The sequence below is a fragment of the Pseudomonas sp. 1176_21 genome (assembly GCF_052850635.1).
This window is the reverse complement of the sequence record NZ_VXCV01000001.1, coordinates 772,215-788,926: the sequence shown is the minus strand read 5'-3', so window position 1 is coordinate 788,926 and position 16,712 is coordinate 772,215. Positions and strand designations below refer to the sequence as shown.

The following is a 16,712-nucleotide window of genomic DNA, read 5'->3' as shown; positions in this document are numbered from 1 at the left end:
CGCGTGCATTGGGCAACTTCGGCAGTATTGCGACATTCATCCCTGTTCGCTGTAAGCAGCGCACTATTAACCTTCATCCCGTTGGCCTCGGCTGCCGACACCGACACCAGCGGCGACAAGCGCCTGGGTACGGTTACCGTGCAGGCCGCCAAACAGAGCCCTGTGCAGGCGGCGCAGAGCAAACTCGACGAGGTCGCCGGCGGTACCAGCCTGGTCACCCAGGCTGAAGTCGAGAAGGGCCGCTCGGCCACCCTGGAAGACACCCTGGCGTACCAGCCCGGCGTCTACGCCCAAGCTGCCGGTGGCAACGATGCCATCAAGATTTCCATTCGCGGCTCCGGCGCCAATACCTCGCCCGGCTATTTCCGCGAAGGCACCAAGTTTCTCTTCGACGGCCTTGCACTGACCGGCGCCGGTGGCACGCCCTATGAACTTCTGGATACCCAGGGCCTGAACTACACCGAAGTACTGCGCGGTGCCAACGCCTTCGAATACGGCGCACTTTCACTGGGGGGCGCGATCAACTTCGTGACCAACTCCGGGCTGACCGCACCGGGCAACCGCATCAAGCTCGAAGGCGGCAGTTTCGGCTGGCAGAAGCAGACCCTGAGCACCGGCGGCGTGGCCGGCAATGCCGACTACTACGTCAGCGTCGACAACGCTCGCCGCGACGGCTACCAGGACTTCACCTTCACCAAGGCCAAGGGGGTGGTCAGCAACTTCGGCTACCGCTTCAACCCCAAGCTCGAAACCCGTCTGTACATCCGCTACCGCGAGGAATACCACGGGAACTCGGGCACCCTGACCCTGGCGCAGCTCAAAAAGAACTCCAAACAGACCAACGCCGCCACCTACGCCACCCGTGGCGACTCCACCAAGCGCGGCTCGACCTGGGTCGGCAGCAAGACCACCTACACCTTCGATGACGATGCCACCCTCGAAGCCGGGCTGGTGTACCACAACTACCCGCAGATCCTCAGCCGCAAGAGCACCGTCAACCCCAACTACTGGGACTGGCGCGACATCAACTACTCGCTCAAGTACAGCCGCACCGACCAGCTGTTCGGCCTGCCCAGCACCACCACCGCGGGCTGGAGCAGCACCCAGCACATCCGTTCCGGCGCACGCACCTACAAGGGCGACAAGGACCTGGGCATTCTGCAGAAGCAGGTCGAGTACGACGGCTCGTTCGACCATGTGTTCACCCTGGGCAACGACCTGGGCCTGACCGACAACCTGTACCTGGCCACCGGCGTGTCGGCGATCGAGATCAAGCGTGACATCAACGTCACCTACAGCGACCGCCCCAACACCAGCGGCCTGCCCAGCCACTACAAGTACGACGAGTGGAAGCTGGCCCCGCGTATCGGCCTGCGCTACTACATCGCCCCGGACGTGCAGCTGTTCGCCAACGCCAGCCGCACTATCGACCCGCCAAGCTCCTGGTCCAGCTCCGGCTCCGGGGTCACCAGCAACTACGCCAAGCCACTGGTGCCGCAAGCGGCCAACACCGTGGAGTTCGGCATCAAGGGCAAGTCGGGGATCTTCGACGGCAGCCTGGCGTTCTACAAATCCTGGGTCAAGAACGAGCTGCTCAACGTCGAAGTGCTGCCGGCCACCGCCACCTCTGCTGCGGTGGTGTCCACCTCCAATGCCACGCCCACCATCCACCAGGGCATCGAGGCCGGCCTGAGCACCCGCCTGTGGGAAGGCGCCAACGGTGACAGCCTGACCTGGCGCCAGGCCTACACCCTCAACGACTTCCACTACGAGAACGACCCGCTGTTCAAGAAGAACGAACTGCCGGGCCTGCCCAAGCACGTGTATCAGGGCGAGCTGCAGTACCAGTGGGCCAGTGGTTTCTACGCCGGGGTCAACGTGCGCACCGCCTCCAAGACGTCGGTGGACTACGCCAACAGCTTCTACGCGCCGTCCTACACGCTGTGGGGCGCGCGCCTGGGTTACGACGACCCGGGCAAGACCTGGCAGGTGTACCTGGACCTGAAGAACATCACCGACCAGGACTACGTGACCGCCGTGCTGCCGACCTACAACTCCCAGGGCAGGGACGTCGCGTCGCTGTACCCGGGCGACGGCTTCGGCGCCTTCACCGGCGTGACCTACAACTTCTAAGCCAGCGCGGCCAGCGCCGACGTGCACCTGCACGCGGTGCTGGCGGAGGAAGCACATGACCCTGATCACAAGGCTCGCACGCCTGGCCGTACTCGCCAGCGTGGTGGCGCTGGGCGCCTGCAAGCCGGCCAGCGAAGCGCCGCGCAACAGCGTATCGAGCGCCGACGGCGTGCTGCGCGACGGCAGCCTGAGCTACGCCGCCGAGGACTACCGCGAAGCCGCGCCGGGCAAGCCGGGCGGCACGCTGCGCATTTCCACGGCGTCCGACACCACCACCCTGGACGTGCATTCGATTTCCCACGGCAACGTGCAGTGGCTGGGGCGCATCCTGTTCGACTGCCTGCTGTACCAGGACGAGCAGGGCAACATCTCGCCGTGGCTGGCCAAGTCGTGGGACATCTCGCCGGACGGCAAGACCTACACCTTCCACCTGCGCGATGACGTGACCTTCAGCGACGGCGAGAAATTCAACGCCCGCGCCGTGCAGATCAACCTGGAGCACATGCGCGACCCGGCCACCAAGTCGCCGCTGGCCGCCGCGTACATCGCGCCCTACGTGGACGGGCGCATCGTCGACGAGTACACCTTCGAGGCGCACCTGCGCGAACCCTATTCGCCGTTCCTGGACGTGCTGGCGCAGTCCTGGCTGAGCATGATCTCGCCGCGCCAGATCCTCGAGGCGCCCAAGTCCATCGCCGAGCATGCCATCGGTTCGGGGCCCTTCGTGCTGGAAAGCTACACCCGCGACCAGGGCGCCACCTTTGTCAAACGCAAGGGCTACAACTGGGCGCCCCCGGTGACCCGGCACAACGGCGAGGCCTACCTGGACCGCCTGGAACTGAGCATCGTGCCCGAGCCGATGATCCGCTTCAGCGCGCTCGAGTCCGGCCAGTCGGACTTCACCGTGGACGCGCCGGCGCAGAACGCCAGGGCCATTCGCAGCAACCCCGACCTGCAGATGAGCAGCCGCATCCGCAAGGCCAACCCGTTTCGCAGCCTGACCTTCAACGTCGAGCAGTTCCCGTTCCAGGACGTGCAGGTGCGCCGCGCCGTGGCCAAGGCCATCGATCGCGACGGCCTGGCCTGGATCACCGGCTTTGGCGAGTACCAGCCCAAGGGCGATTTCCTGGCCGCCAACACCCGCTACTACGACCCCGCGTTCAAGGATGTGCTGGCTTATGACGTGGCCGAGGCCAACCGCATTCTCGACCAGGCCGGCTGGAGCGAACGTGACGCCAGGGGCTACCGGGTCAAGGACGGCCAGCGCCTGTCGGCGCGCCTGCTGATGTACGAGACCGGCGCCTTCCCCGGTAGCGTGGCAGTGGCCATCCAGGCCGACCTAAAGAAGGTCGGTTTCGAGCTGGCCATCGATCTGCTTCCCCTGGCCCAGGTCACCGAGCGTCGCTATGCCAGCAACTTTCAGGCAATCGCCGGCGGCTACTGGCACACCAACACCCCCGACGGGCTGTACATCCTCTATCACAGCAATGCGATCAGCACGCCCAAGCTCATCGGCCAGAACGCCGGGCGTTTTCGCGATGACGCCCTCGATGCGGCGCTGTCGGCGGCGCGCCGTTCCACCGACCCGGTGGAACTCGCCGCGCTGTACCGCACCGCGCAGCAACGCCTGGTGGAAACCGTGCCGGCCGTACCGGTGTACGAGAGCCATGTGCTGGTGGCCTACCGCAAGGCGGTCAAGGGCGTGATCTTCGATACCTCGCACAACACCCCGTTCTTCACCAGCGTATGGCTCGACCAGGAGGCCCGATGAACACCCTGCGCCTGATACTCCGTCGGCTGCTGGCCGGCATCGGCGTGCTCTGGGGCGCGGCGACCCTGACCTTCCTGGCCTTGAACCTGAGCGCCGGCGACCCGGCACTGGCCATCCTCGGCGGGCCGGAGGCGATGCCCAGTGCCGAGCTGATCGCCCAGGTGCGCGCCGAATACGGCCTGGACCAGCCGTTGATCGTGCAGTACGGCCATTACCTGGGGCGCCTGGCCCAGGGCGACCTGGGCGAGTCGTACCGCCTGCGCATCCCGGTGGGGCAGATCATCGCCGGGCAACTGGGCGCCACCGTGCAACTGTCGCTGGCCGCGGCGGTACTGGCGGTGCTGCTGGCCGTGCTGGTCGCGGTGCTCACCGCCAATCGCGCGCCATGGCTGCGCTCGCTGGTGTCGGGCACGGAGCTGGTGCTGTCGTCGGCGCCCTCGTTCGTGATCGGCCTGGGCCTGCTGCTGGTGTTCGCATTCGGCTGGCACCTGCTGCCGCCGTCCGGCTCCAGCGGCTGGCAGGCGCTGATACTGCCGAGCGTGGCGCTGGCCTTGCCGGTGGCGGCGGTGCTCAGCCAGGTACTGCGCCAGGAACTGGAAGACATTCTCGAACAACCCTTCATCGCCATGGCGCGCGCCCGCGGCATGTCCGAAACCGGCGTGCGCCTCAAACACGCGCTGCGCCATGCACTGGTGTCGCTGGTGACCCTGTCCGGCTTCGTGTTCGCCAGCCTGCTCGGCGGTGCAGTGGTGATCGAGCTGCTGTTCTCGCGCCAGGGCATCGGCCGGCTGATGCTCGACGCCGCAACATCCAAGGACGTGCCGCTGCTGCTGGGCATCACCCTGCTGGCGGCGGCGATCTACGTGGTCGTGAACTTTCTCGTCGACCTGATCAATCACTGGGTGGACCCGCGTGCCAAGGCCGTGTGATGCCACCCCCAAGCAAGGACCTGTCATGACCCAATCCAATTCCTACACTGCGCTGCAGGCGCGCTTCAAGCCGCTGTTCGCACAGATCGGCGAGGGTGCGGTGGCGCGAGAACAGCAGCGCGAACTGGCCTTCGAGGCCGTGGCGTTGCTGCGCGATGCCGGCTTCACGGCGCTGCGCGTGCCCCAGGCGCATGGGGGGGGCGGCATCAGCCTGCCGGTGCTGTTTGGCCTGCTGATCGACCTGGCCGAGGCCGACTCCAACCTGCCGCAGATCGTACGCGCGCACTTCGGTTTCGTCGAAGGGCGGCTGTCGGCCCGCGAACCGGCGTCCCAGGACTACTGGTTCGCCAAGGTGGTGGCCGGGCAGCTGTGGGGCGCGGCAATGGCCGAGCGCAGCGACAGCAGCACCAACTCGGTCAGCCTGGAGGCCGCCGAGGAGGGCTGGCGCCTGAACGGCGAGAAGTACTACTGCACCGGCACTATCTACGCCGACTGGGTGGCGGCCGTGGCCATGCACGACAAGGATTTCGTCAGCGTGGTGGTGGCAGTGGACGCCCCCGGCGTGACCCGTGAAGACGACTGGGACGGTTTCGGCCAGCGCCTGAGCGGCAGCGGCACCACACGCTTCGAGCAGGTGGCGGTGCCCGAGCAGCATGTGCTGCGCCGCTTCAAGCCCGGCGAGCTGCGCGCCGAGTCGTACATCTCGGCGTTCTACCAGCTGTTCCACCTCGCCACCCTGGCCGGCATCGCCCGCGCCGCGCTGCGCGATGCCACCGCCTTCGTCCAGGGCCGCACCCGCGCCTTCGGCGTGCCGGGCCAGTCCAGCCCCAAGGACGACCCGCTGGTGCAGCGGGTGATCGGACGCCTGTCGAGCCTGGCCTATGCCAGCGAAACCCTGGTGCTGGCTGCCGCCGAGGTACTCGAGCGGGTACACCAGGCCGAGCTGAACGACAGCGCCCAGGAAGCCGACTATGTCGAGGCCGATATCCGCACCTTCCAGGCCCAGCAGATCGTGCTGGAGCAGGTGCTGGAAGTCACCACCCTGCTGTTCGAGGTGGGCGGCGCGTCGGCCACCAGCCAGGCCCGGCGCCTGGACCGGCACTGGCGCAATGCGCGCACCCTGGCCTCGCACAACCCGGCGATCTACCGCGAGCGCGCGCTGGGCAACTACTACCTCAACGGCGTCAGCCCCGGTGCTGCCTGGCGTGCGCTGCATGCCCAGGACGGCACCACCGTGCGCGACGAAGCCAGCGCGGTGTAACCGCCTTCATTCAGGAGCAGCAGCCATGAGCCAGACCGCAAGACAGATGAGCATCGGCATGAACATCCTCGGCTTCGGCGCGCATGCCAGCGCCTGGCGCAAGGCCGAAGTACCGGCCAACGCCTACCTCGACGTCGAGTACTACCGCAACATCGCGCGCATTTCCGAGCGGGGGTGCCTGGACGCGATCTTCCTCGCCGACGGCCCGGCGCTGGCGGGCGACATCGCCCAGCACCCGGCCGGGCGCCTGGAACCGACCGTGCTGCTGACGGCCGTGGCCCTGGCCACCCGGCACATCGGGGTGATCGCCACCGCGTCCAGCAGCTACAACGACCCGTTCAACCTGGCGCGGCGCTTCAGCTCGCTGGACCACATCAGTGGCGGCCGGGCGGCCTGGAACGTGGTGACCAACGCCGGCGACGCCGCCGCGCAGAACTTCGGCCTGGCCGGTGCGCCGCGCCATGTGGACCGCTATGCGCGGGCCGACGAGTTCATCGACGTGACCCTCAAGCTGTGGGACAGCTGGGAGGACGACGCGATCATCGGCAACGCCGCCAGCGGCCAGTTCGCCGACCCGCACAAGGTGCACAGCATCGATTTCGTGGGCGAGCATTTTTCGGTCAAGGGGCCGCTCAACCTGCCGCGCTCGCCGCAAGGCCGGCCGGTGCTGGTACAGGCCGGCTCGTCCGAGGGCGGCAAGGCCCTGGGCTCGCGCTATGCCGACGCGATCTTCACCACCCAGACCACCTTGCCCGACGGCCAGGCGTTCTATCAGGAGATGAAACAGCGCGCACGCCAGTGGGGCCGCAACCCCGACCACCTGAAGATCATGCCGGGGCTGTCCACCGTGATCGCCAGCACCGAGGCCGAAGCCCGTGCGCGCTTCGATGAACTGAACGCCTACAGCGGCGAGGCGGGGCTGGTGCAGCAACTGGCGTTTCGCATCGGCCTGCCCCCCGACGAACTGGACCTGGACGCGCCGCTGCCGTGGGAGCGTATTGGCCCGGTCAGCGAATTCGAGCGCGGCTCGCACGGTTTTCTCGAAGCCCAGTTGAACCTGGCACGGCGCGAGAACCTGACCATCCGCGAACTGTCGCGGCGCATCCTGGTGGGCCACCGCCTGCTGGTGGGCACCCCGGAACAGGTCGCCGACACCCTGGAGCACTGGTTCCGCGCCGGCGCCGCCGATGGCTTCAACATCATGCCCGACATGTTCCCCTCGGGGGTCGAGGTGTTCGTCGACCAGGTGGTGCCGCTGCTGCAGCAGCGCGGGGTGTTCCGCCGTGAATACACCGGCAGCACCCTGCGCGACCACCTGGGCCTGCCGTACCCGGCCAGCCAGTACCAACGTGCGGCAGAGGCCGTCTGAACCGATTAGCGAGGCACACCCCATGAACTACCGCACACTGGGCAACAGCGACATCAAGGTCAGCGTCATCGGCCTGGGCACCATGACATGGGGCCACCAGAACAGCGAGCAGGACGCCCACCAGCAGCTGGACCTGGCGCTGGACCACGGTGTCAACCTGGTCGACACCGCCGAGATGTACCCGACCCCGACCCATGCCGACACCTGGGGCAGCACCGAGCGCTTCATCGGCACCTGGCTGGCCCGGACCGGCCGGCGCAGCGATATCGTGCTGGCCAGCAAGATCGTCGGCCCCTCGCGCAACCCCGGCAGCGGCACGCATATCCGCGATGGCCTCAGCCGCCACGACCGCGCCAACATCGTCGCCGCGCTGGACGGCAGCCTCAAGCGCCTGCAGACCGACCACCTGGACCTGTACCAGCTGCACTGGCCCGACCGCAGCACCAACTTCTTCGGCCAGCGCGAGTACCCGTATGTCGACGACCCGCAGGCCATTGCCATCGGCGAAACCCTGCAGGTGCTGGCCGAGCAGGTGCAGGCGGGCAAGGTCCGCCATATCGGCGTGTCCAACGAAACCCCGTGGGGGGTAGGGCAGTTCCTGCGCCAGGCCGAGGTGCTGGGGCTGCCGCGCATCGTCAGCATCCAGAACCCCTACAGCCTGCTCAACCGCCTGTACGAAGGCGGCCTGTCGGAATTCAGCCACCGCGAAGGGGTGGGCCTGCTGGCCTATTCGCCGCTGGCCTTCGGCGCGCTCACCGGCAAGTACCTGGGCGGCGCACGGCCCGAAGGTTCGCGCCTGTCGTCGGTGTACCGCACCTTCAACCGCTACGACAGCGCGTCGGCGCAGCAGGCCATTGCCGCCTACGTGGCACTGGCCCGCGAGCTGGACGTGAGCCCCGCGCAACTGGCCCTGGCTGCGGTGATCGGCAAGCCGTTCGTCAGCAGCGCCCTGACCGGGCAGACGAGCCTGGCGCAACTGCGCGAGAACATCGGCGCGCTTGAGCTGCAACTGAGCGGCGAGACCCTGGCGCGCATCGAGCAGATCCACGCGCACACCCCGAACCCGGCGCCCTGAGCCGCAACCCCTAGCCTGTGGAGGTGCCCATGGCGCCCATCAATCAAAGCGCGAGCGTCGGCCTGATTGCCGCCGAGCCGCTGTTCGTGGCCCGGCGGCGCAAGGTGCGGCGCTGGGCCATCCGCCCGGGCCTGGTGCTGGCCGGGCTGTTCGTGCTGCTGCTGGTGATTGCGGCCATCCAGCCGCACTGGCTGGTGGCGGGCGACCCGCTGGAGGCCAGTGCGCGCCAGGCGTTTCGTGCCCCCGACAGCCTGTACTGGCTGGGTACCGACGAAAACGGCCGCGACATCCTCACCCGGCTGGTGTACGCGGTGCGCCCGTCGCTGGTGCTGGGCCTGTCGGCCACCGCCATCGGCCTGCTGCTGGGCACCCTGTTCGGCCTGGCGGCGGGGCTCGGCCCGCGCTGGCTGGACGGTGCGGTGATGCGCGGGGTGGATGTGCTGCTGGCATTCCCCGACCTGCTGCTGGCCCTGGTGATCATCACCTTCTTCGGCCAGGGCCAGTTGAACACCATCATTGCCGTGGGCATCGCCAGCGTGCCGCGCTATGCACGCCTGGTGCGCGCACAGGCCCTGGTAGTGCGCGGTGCCGGCTACGTCGAGGCCGCCACCACACTGGGCCTGGGCCGGCACGCGGTGATCCTGCGCCATGTACTGCCCAATGCCATCAAGCCGATCCTGATCCTGGCCACCATCGGCATCGGCGGCAACATCGTCTCGGGCGCGGCCCTGAGCTTTCTGGGCTTTGGCGCGCCGCCGCCGGAGCCGGAGTGGGGCGGCATGCTTGCCGTGGGCCGCAACTACCTGGCCAACGCCTGGTGGCTGGTGGCCTGGCCCGCCCTGGCAATCACATTGACCGTGGTCTCGATCAGTACGATCGGCCGCGAACTGCTGCGCCGCAGCGAAGGTAAACGCCCATGAGTCGCGCACCGCTTATCGATGTACAGGACCTGCACGTGCGCTTTGGCGCCCAGGCCGTGCCCACCCTCAAGGGCATCAGCTTCCAGCTGCACCAGGGCGAGTGCCTGGCGCTGGTGGGCGAGTCGGGGTCGGGCAAGAGTGTCACCTCACGCACGCTGGCCGGGCTGACCGGCGCCCATGCCCAGGTGCAGGCCAGCCGCCTGGACTTTGCCGGGCACGACCTGCGCGAGTTCGACGAGCGCACCTGGCGCCAGGTGCGCGGCGCGCAGATCGGCTTCGTGATGCAGGATGCCCTGGGCGCGCTGGACCCCTTGCGCCCGGTGGGCAAGGAGATCGCCGAGCCGCTGCAGCTGCATACCGGGCTCGACCGCGCGCAGCGCCAGGCCAGGGTGATCGAGCTGCTGCGCGCCGTCGGCGTGCCGCAGCCGGAACTGCGCGCCCGCCAGTACCCGTATCAACTGTCCGGCGGGCTGCGCCAACGGGCGCTGATCGCCTCGGCCATCGCCTGCAACCCGCGCCTGTTGATTGCCGACGAGCCGACCACCGCGCTGGACGCCACGGTACAGGCGCAGGTGCTGAGCCTGCTCGAATCGCTGCGCGGCGAGAACACCGCGATGCTGATCGTGAGCCACGACCTGGCGGTGGTGTCGCGCCTGGCCAACCGCGTGGCGGTGATGCACAACGGCGTGATCGTCGAGCAGGGCAGCGTCGAGGCGGTGCTGCACGACCCGCAGCACCCCTACACGCAGTTTCTGCTGCGTGCCGGCCGGGCGGTGCACTTTCGGCGCACGCCGGGGGCAGCACGAACGCCGTTGGCCATCGTGGCGCCGACCCAGGAGCCACCGCTGTTGCAGGTGCGCCAGCTGAGCAAGGCGTTCAAGGGCCCGGACGGGCAGATGCGCACCGTGGTCAACCAGGTGTCGCTGCAACTGCGCCGCGGCAAGACCCTGGGCATCGTCGGCGAGTCGGGCTCGGGCAAGACCACCCTGACGCGCATGATCCTGGGCCTGGAAACCCCCGACAGCGGCGATATCCAGATCAAGGGCCAGCCCTGGCTGAAGCTTTCCGAGGCGCACAAGCGTCAGTTGCGGCGCAGCATCCAGGTGGTGTTCCAGGACCCGCTGAGCTCCTTCGACCCACGCTACAACGTGCAGCGCGTGCTGTTCGAGGCGCTGGAGGTGGCCGGGCACAAGCGCGCCGACTGGCGCAGGCGAGCCGAAGAACTGCTGGGCCTGGTACGCCTGGACGCGGCGCTGCTCGACCGGCGCCCCATCGAGCTGTCGGGCGGGCAGCGCCAGCGCATCGCGATTGCCCGTGCGCTGGCCGCCGGGCCGCAGATTCTGGTGTGCGACGAGCCGGTGTCGGCGCTGGACGTGTCGGTACAGGCGCAGATCCTCGAACTGCTCGACGACCTCAAGCAGCGCCTGGGCCTGGCGTGCCTGTTCATCTCCCACGACCTGGGGGTGATCAACCAGGTCAGCGACGAGGTGCTGGTGATGAAGGACGGCGTGGCGGTGGAGAGCGGGGCGGTGCGCGACGTGTTCGACCACCCGCAGCATCCCTACACCCTGGCCTTGCTGGAGGCCATTCCGCACCTGGAAAGCGGCCGTCGTACCTCGTTCGAATTCCTCAAGTTGGCGATCTGAACCATGAGCCTGCATTTCTCGACCCGCCACACGCCGCGACGACGGCTGCACCACTGGAAGATCGACCACCTGCCGGACACGCCGCTGGCCTTCGTGCGCCTGTGCATCGGCAATTACAAGGTCTGGTACTCAAGCATCCTGCTGTTGCAGTGCATCGCCGTGGTCAGCGCGGTGCTGATCCCCTGGGCGCTGGGCCTGATCACCCGGCAGGTGACCGAGGCCGCCTCGGTGCATGCCGCGCTGCCGGGGCTGGCGGCGCCCCTGAGCCTGTTCGGCACGCTGCTGGTGCTGGAACTGCTGAGCGCCCGCAGCGCCGCCGCCTGCCACATCAAGGTGCTGCCGCTGCAGCGGCGAACCGTGACCCATGCCTTGTTCGCCTACCTGCAACGCCATTCCCAGCGCTTTGTCAGCAGCGAGTTCGCCGGGGCGCTGGCGCACCGCATCGCCGAGGTGGCGCTGGGGGTCAACCAGACCCTGGGCATCCTGCTGTTCGATATGCTCGGCCTGGCGCTGACCCTGAGCCTGGCCACCGCCTTGCTGTGGAGCGCCTCGGGCCTGCTGGCCGCGTTCATGCTCGGCTGGTCGCTGCTGTTCATTGGCGTTTGCTATGTTCTGGCGCGGCGCAGCCACCCGCTGGCGCAGCAGTATTCGGCGGCGCGCAGCACCAGCAACGGCAAGGTGGTGGACGCGGTGAGCAACCTCACCAACATCCGCCTGTTCGCCCGCCAGCCTTTCGAGCACGGCTACCTGGGGCACTACCTTGACCGCGAGGTGGACGCGGCCTACCGCTCGTTCTGGTACATGGAGAAGATCCGCTGGTTCCAGTCGGCCGGCGGCGTGGCCCTCAAGCTGGGCATGCTGGGGCTTGCGCTGCAGCAGTGGTACGTGGGGCGCATCGACATCGCCACCTTCGTCATGGCCACCAGCCTGTCGCTGCTGATCATCAATGACGTGAGCAACCTGTCGCGGCGCTTTCTGGAGTTCTTCGAGGCCACCGGCAACATCGCCAACGGCGTGCGCACCCTGGTGCGGCCCCACGAGGTGGTGGACCACCCCGGCGCACGGGCGCTGCCGCCGGTGCGCGGCGACATCGAGTTTCGCGACGTGAGCTTCGGCTATGCGCCCGACAAGCCGATCTTCCAGCACCTGAATCTGGTGATCCCGGCGGGGCAGACCGTGGGCCTGGTGGGCACCTCGGGCTCGGGCAAGTCGAGCCTGCTCAACCTGCTGCTGCGCCTGTACGACGTCAACAGCGGCCAGGTGCTGGTGGATGGACGCGATGTGCGCGAAGTGACCCAGCATTCGCTGCACCAGCAGATCGGCCTGATCCCCCAGGAACCTGGCCTGTTCCACCGCAGCATCGGCGAGAACATCCACTACGGGCGCCTGGAGGCCAGCTTCGAGGACGTGGTGCATGCCAGCCGCCGCGCCGGCGCCGACGACTTCATCGACAGCATGGAACACGGCTACGACTCGCTGGTGGGCGAGCGCGGGGTCAAGTTGTCGGGTGGCCAGCGCCAGCGCATCGCGATTGCCCGGGTGCTGCTCAAGAACGCCCCGATTCTGGTGATGGACGAAGCCACCTCCAGCCTGGACTCGCTCACCGAGCGTTTCATCCAGGAAAAACTCGACGAAATCATGCACGGCAAGACCGTGCTGGTGGTCGCGCACCGTTTGTCCACGGTGGCGCACCTGGACCGCATCCTGGTGTTCGACAAGGGCCGCCTGATCGAGGACGGCAACCATGCACAACTGCTGCGCCAGCGCGGCCAGTACCACCGGTTGTGGAGTCGCCAGGCCGCTGGCCAGTTCGACGAAACACCCGCTACCGAATCTGCCTGAGAGTTTTCAAACGCCCAAGGAGGCGCCCATGCCGCATTTGTCCGAAGTCCCCAAACACGCCCCCCAACACGCACTGACCAGCGTTGCGCACCTGCATCAACGCCTGGATGCCTTGCTTCCCGAGATTGCGGCCGGTGCAGCCGAGCGTGAACGTGAGCGCCAGCTGCCGTATGACGCCATACGCCAGCTGGCCGCCGCAGGGCTCTATACCGTGCGCATCCCGCTCGCCTACGGTGGCCCCGGCGGCTCGGTGAGCGACGTGATCGGCCTGCTGCTGCGGGTGGCCTCGGTGGACTCCAATGTGGCCCAGGCCCTGCGCCCGGGCTTTGCCTTCGTCGAAGGGCTGCTGGCCGCCGACCATAGCGGTGCAGAGCAGGAACGCCAGCGCTGGTTCGCGCGCTACCTGGACGGCGCCGTGCTGGGCAACGCAGGCTGGGAGGTGGGCGGCGCCAATGGCGCGATCAGCGCACGCATCGTGCCCGATGGCGAGCACTTTCGCGTCAGCGGCAGCAAGTACTACAGCACGGGCGCGCTGTACGCCGACTGGGTCAGCGCCGTGGCGCTGGACGAACAGGACAGGCCGGTGTCGTTCGTGCTGCCGCGCGATCGCCTGGGCCTGGAGCTGGTGGACGACTTCGACGCCATGGGCCAGCGCCTGACCGCCAGTGGCACCACGCGCCTGAACGATGTGCAGGTGCTGGCCAGCGAGATTCGTCCGCGCACCGTGGAGGAGGGCAAGCGCACCATCGTCACCCCGTTTCTGCAGTTGTTCCTCGCCACCGTGGAGGCCGGCATCGCGCGCAATGCCCAGGAGGATGCAGTGCGCTTTGCCCGCGAGCATGCGCGACCGATCAAGCACAGCAGCGCCAGCCAGTCGGTGGACGACCCCTATGTGCAACTGAGCGTGGGCGAAGTGGCCGCGCGCGCCTTCACCGCCGAAGCGGTGGTGCTCAAGGCTGCAGCGGTGATCGACCGCGCCTGGGCCCTGCAACTGGACCCGCAGGCGGTGGATCAGGCCGCCATCGACGTGGCCCAGGCCCAGTACATTGCCGCCGAATCGGCGCTGCGGGCCGCCGAGCTGCTGTTCGATGTGGGCGGTGCGTCCACCACAGGGCGCAGCCACAACCTCGACCGGCACTGGCGCAACGCGCGTACGGTGGCCAACCACAACCCGCGCCACTGGAAGGCCTCGGCGGTCGGCACCTGGTACCTCAAGGGCACGCCGCCGCCGACCTCGGGGCTGTTCTGAGTGACCATGGCCGAACCCCTGCCGGCCTTGCGGCCGGTTTCGCGCAAGGTGCCGATGATCATCGGCTGCGCGCTGTGCATGGAACTGATCGACTCCACCGTGGTGATGACGGCCTTGCCGCAGATGGCCAGCGACTTCGGCGCGCCGAGCGTGCGCATGAACCTGGTGGTGTCGCTGTACATGCTGGCCGCCGCGCTGTGCGTGCCGGTCAGTGGCTGGGCCGCCGACCGCTTCGGCCCACGACGGCTGTTCGTGGTGGCGATCGTGCTGTTCATCGTGTCGTCGCTGGCCTGCGCGGCATCCACCTCGCTGTTGCAGCTGTGCCTGGCGCGCATGCTGCAGGGCGCGGCGGGGGCGATGATGGTGCCGGTGGGGCAGGTGATCCTGCTGCGCTGGTCGCCGCGCGAAGACCTGATGCGCAACCTGTCGTACCTGACCATTCCGGCGCTGATCGGGCCCATGATCGGGCCGCCGCTGGGCGGGCTGATGGTGACGTTCGTGTCGTGGCACTGGATCTTCCTGATCAACCTGCCCATCGGCCTGGTGGGCATCGTGCTGGTGCTGCGCCATGTACCGCATTATCCCGGGGTTCGTGCGCGGGCGCTGGATGTGCGCGGGCTGCTGCTCAGCGGCACCGCGCTGGGGGCGCTGGTGTTCGGTTTCGAGGCGCTGGGCCACGGCCTGCTGCCGCGAGCGTGGGTGGCGGTGATGATCGGGGCGGGGCTGCTGTGCGGCGCGTGGTACATCCGCCATGCACGGCGCTGCGCCGAACCGCTGCTGGACTTGTCGCTGCTGCGCATTCCCAGCTACCGCATCAGCTTCTGGGGCGGCAACCTGCTGCGCCTGGGTACCTCGTCGGGCCCGTTCCTGCTGGTGCTGATGTTTCAGCTGTGCTTTGGCCTGAGCCCGCTGCATGCGGGGCTGCTGACCCTGGCGGGTGGCGCGGGGGCGTTTCTGATGAAGCTGCTGGCAGTGCGCGTGGTGCGCCGCTTCGGCATCCGTCGCACGCTCACCGGCAATGCGCTGCTCACCGGGCTGACCCTGGGGGCCTGTGCCAGCTTTACCAGCGATACGCCGTACTGGGTGATCGTGCTGATGCTGTTCGCCAGCGCAGTGATCCGTTCGCTGCAGTTCAGCACCCTGGGCGCGCTGACCTATGCGGATGTACCGGCGGCGCTGAGCAGCCGGGCCAGCAGCCTGTCGGCGATGACGGTGCAGTTGAGCATGAGCCTGTCGGTGGGGCTGGCCGCCTCGCTACTGGGGGTGCTGATGAACCTGCGCGGGCACGCCACCCCCGTCACCAGCGACGTGGCCTGGGTGATGCTGCTGTGCGGGCTGGCGTGCATGGCCTCGGCACTGGTGTTCCGGCGCCTGGCAGCGGACGCCGGCAATGCGGTGTATGCCGCGCGTGGCTGATCAGATCGACAGGTTGAGCACCCGCTCGCCCTGGGTGGCGCCAGTGGGCCGGCGGCGATTGACCGCCAGTTCGCCGATCTTGATCAGGCGGGTACGCGTGACATTGCGGGTCAGGCCCAGCAGGTTGGCGGTGTGCACCTGGTTGTAGTGGCTGAAGCGGTAGGCCGCGCGCAACAGCGCGTCCTCGACCTGTTCGTGCAACGCGCCGGCCTGTTCCTCGAAGAGTTTCTGGAAGGCCCTTTCGAGCAGCGCCTGGGCCGAGTCGTCCTGGCTGGGGCTGTCGTCCTGGCGTTCGATGCGCATGTTCGACAGGCGCAGGTCGTCGTGCTCGATCAGGCCGTCGCGGCAGATCAGCAGGGTGTGGTGGATGACGTTTTCCAGCTCGCGGATGTTGCCCGGCCAGCCGTAGGTGCGCAGCTTGTGCTCGGCCTGGGCGCTCAGGCGCACCTGGCCGTAGCCCAGGCGCTGGCTGTAGGCATCGATGAAGTGGCGGGTCAGCGGCAGGATGTCGCCGGGGCGTTCGCGCAGCGGCACCAGCTCCAGGCTGACCACGTCCAGACGGTAATAGAGGTCTTCGCGAAAGTGCCCGGCATTGATCGCCTTTTCCAGCTGCACGTTGGTGGCGGCCAGTACCCGCACATCGATGGGAATGCTCTTGCGCGAGCCCAGGCGCACCACTTCGCGCTCCTGCAGCACGCGCAGCAGCTTGACCTGGATCGGCATCGGCAGGTCGCCGATCTCGTCGAGGAACAGGGTGCCGCCGTTGGCCTCTTCGAACCAGCCGGCCTTGGCCGCCAGGGCGCCGGTGAAGGCGCCTTTCTCGTGGCCGAACAGCTCGGCCTCGACCAGCGATTCGGAAAACGCGCCGCAGTTGACGGCCACGAACGGCTTGTCACGTCGCCCGCTCAGGTTGTGAATGTGGCGCGCCACCAGCTCTTTGCCGGTACCGGTCTCGCCGATGATCAGCACGCTGGCTTCGCTGGGCGCCACCTGTTGCAGGTGCGCCAGCAGCGCACGTGACTTGGGGTCTTCGAACACCTGCGCGGTGGCGCGGATCGAGGTGGCCAACGCGGGCGAGGGCGGTAGGGTCAACAATTGCAT

General features: G+C 67.9%; 12 protein-coding genes. 11 read left to right on the top strand and 1 reads right to left on the bottom strand.

What is annotated here, in order from left to right:
- Positions 1 to 81 precede the first annotated feature (81 nt).
- From FW760_RS03710 to FW760_RS03660, 11 genes are read left to right on the top strand one after another with little or no spacing between them, the layout of a single operon-like run.
- The gene (locus FW760_RS03710) at positions 82 to 2,133 is read left to right on the top strand and encodes a TonB-dependent receptor family protein (protein WP_446443598.1); all 2,052 of its coding nucleotides are present in this window, start codon (positions 82 to 84) and stop codon (positions 2,131 to 2,133) included.
- Between the two features lie 55 nt (positions 2,134 to 2,188).
- Positions 2,189 to 3,904, top strand: a complete 1,716-nt coding sequence (locus tag FW760_RS03705; RefSeq protein ID WP_116054012.1) for an ABC transporter substrate-binding protein — start codon at positions 2,189 to 2,191, stop codon at positions 3,902 to 3,904.
- Positions 3,901 to 4,833 (top strand): ABC transporter permease, encoded by a 933-nt coding sequence (locus FW760_RS03700; protein WP_054914524.1) that lies wholly within the window; start codon positions 3,901 to 3,903, stop codon positions 4,831 to 4,833. The genes FW760_RS03705 and FW760_RS03700 overlap by 4 nt, the downstream gene beginning before the upstream one ends.
- Before the next feature lie 25 nt (positions 4,834 to 4,858).
- Entirely contained in the window at positions 4,859 to 6,094 is a 1,236-nt protein-coding gene (locus FW760_RS03695; protein ID WP_104572449.1) for an acyl-CoA dehydrogenase family protein, read from the top strand.
- 25 nt (positions 6,095 to 6,119) lie between these two features.
- Entirely contained in the window at positions 6,120 to 7,463 is a 1,344-nt protein-coding gene (locus tag FW760_RS03690; RefSeq protein ID WP_054914522.1) for an LLM class flavin-dependent oxidoreductase, read from the top strand.
- Positions 7,464 to 7,485: 22 nt separating this feature from the next.
- Positions 7,486 to 8,538: an NADP(H)-dependent aldo-keto reductase gene (locus FW760_RS03685; RefSeq protein WP_100632764.1), complete on the top strand. Its 1,053-nt coding sequence runs from the start codon at positions 7,486 to 7,488 to the stop codon at positions 8,536 to 8,538.
- Positions 8,539 to 8,567: 29 nt separating this feature from the next.
- Positions 8,568 to 9,458 (top strand): ABC transporter permease, encoded by an 891-nt coding sequence (locus FW760_RS03680; protein ID WP_063611979.1) that lies wholly within the window; start codon positions 8,568 to 8,570, stop codon positions 9,456 to 9,458.
- Positions 9,455 to 11,104 carry a dipeptide ABC transporter ATP-binding protein gene (locus FW760_RS03675; RefSeq protein WP_058540182.1) on the top strand — a complete coding sequence of 550 codons (1,650 nt, stop codon included), beginning with the start codon at positions 9,455 to 9,457 and terminating at the stop codon, positions 11,102 to 11,104. The genes FW760_RS03680 and FW760_RS03675 overlap by 4 nt, the downstream gene beginning before the upstream one ends.
- A 3-nt stretch (positions 11,105 to 11,107) precedes the next feature.
- Positions 11,108 to 12,946 (top strand): ABC transporter ATP-binding protein, encoded by a 1,839-nt coding sequence (locus FW760_RS03670; RefSeq protein ID WP_446443597.1) that lies wholly within the window; start codon positions 11,108 to 11,110, stop codon positions 12,944 to 12,946.
- Positions 12,947 to 12,974: 28 nt separating this feature from the next.
- On the top strand, positions 12,975 to 14,195 hold the full coding sequence (locus FW760_RS03665; RefSeq protein WP_043862769.1) for an acyl-CoA dehydrogenase family protein: 1,221 nt from the start codon (positions 12,975 to 12,977) through the stop codon (positions 14,193 to 14,195).
- Between the two features lie 6 nt (positions 14,196 to 14,201).
- Positions 14,202 to 15,611, top strand: a complete 1,410-nt coding sequence (locus FW760_RS03660) for an MFS transporter (protein ID WP_043862770.1) — start codon at positions 14,202 to 14,204, stop codon at positions 15,609 to 15,611.
- Here FW760_RS03660 and FW760_RS03655 read toward each other — a convergent pair whose 3' ends face one another.
- Entirely contained in the window at positions 15,612 to 16,712 is a 1,101-nt protein-coding gene (locus FW760_RS03655) for a sigma-54 interaction domain-containing protein (RefSeq protein WP_043862771.1), read from the bottom strand.

Excerpts from the sequence above, each read along its gene's own strand:
- FW760_RS03685 (WP_100632764.1), top strand. The coding sequence starts at position 7,486 with ATGAACTACCGCACACTGGGCAACAGCGACATCAAGGTCAGCGTCATC.
- FW760_RS03675 (WP_058540182.1), top strand. The coding sequence starts at position 9,455 with ATGAGTCGCGCACCGCTTATCGATGTACAGGACCTGCACGTGCGCTTT.
- FW760_RS03665 (WP_043862769.1), top strand. The coding sequence starts at position 12,975 with ATGCCGCATTTGTCCGAAGTCCCCAAACACGCCCCCCAACACGCACTG.
- FW760_RS03660 (WP_043862770.1), top strand. The coding sequence starts at position 14,202 with ATGGCCGAACCCCTGCCGGCCTTGCGGCCGGTTTCGCGCAAGGTGCCG.
- FW760_RS03690 (WP_054914522.1), top strand. The coding sequence starts at position 6,120 with ATGAGCCAGACCGCAAGACAGATGAGCATCGGCATGAACATCCTCGGC.
- FW760_RS03655 (WP_043862771.1), bottom strand. The coding sequence starts at position 16,712 with ATGCAATTGTTGACCCTACCGCCCTCGCCCGCGTTGGCCACCTCGATC.
- FW760_RS03695 (WP_104572449.1), top strand. The coding sequence starts at position 4,859 with ATGACCCAATCCAATTCCTACACTGCGCTGCAGGCGCGCTTCAAGCCG.
- FW760_RS03705 (WP_116054012.1), top strand. The coding sequence starts at position 2,189 with ATGACCCTGATCACAAGGCTCGCACGCCTGGCCGTACTCGCCAGCGTG.
- FW760_RS03680 (WP_063611979.1), top strand. The coding sequence starts at position 8,568 with ATGGCGCCCATCAATCAAAGCGCGAGCGTCGGCCTGATTGCCGCCGAG.
- FW760_RS03670 (WP_446443597.1), top strand. The coding sequence starts at position 11,108 with ATGAGCCTGCATTTCTCGACCCGCCACACGCCGCGACGACGGCTGCAC.
- FW760_RS03700 (WP_054914524.1), top strand. The coding sequence starts at position 3,901 with ATGAACACCCTGCGCCTGATACTCCGTCGGCTGCTGGCCGGCATCGGC.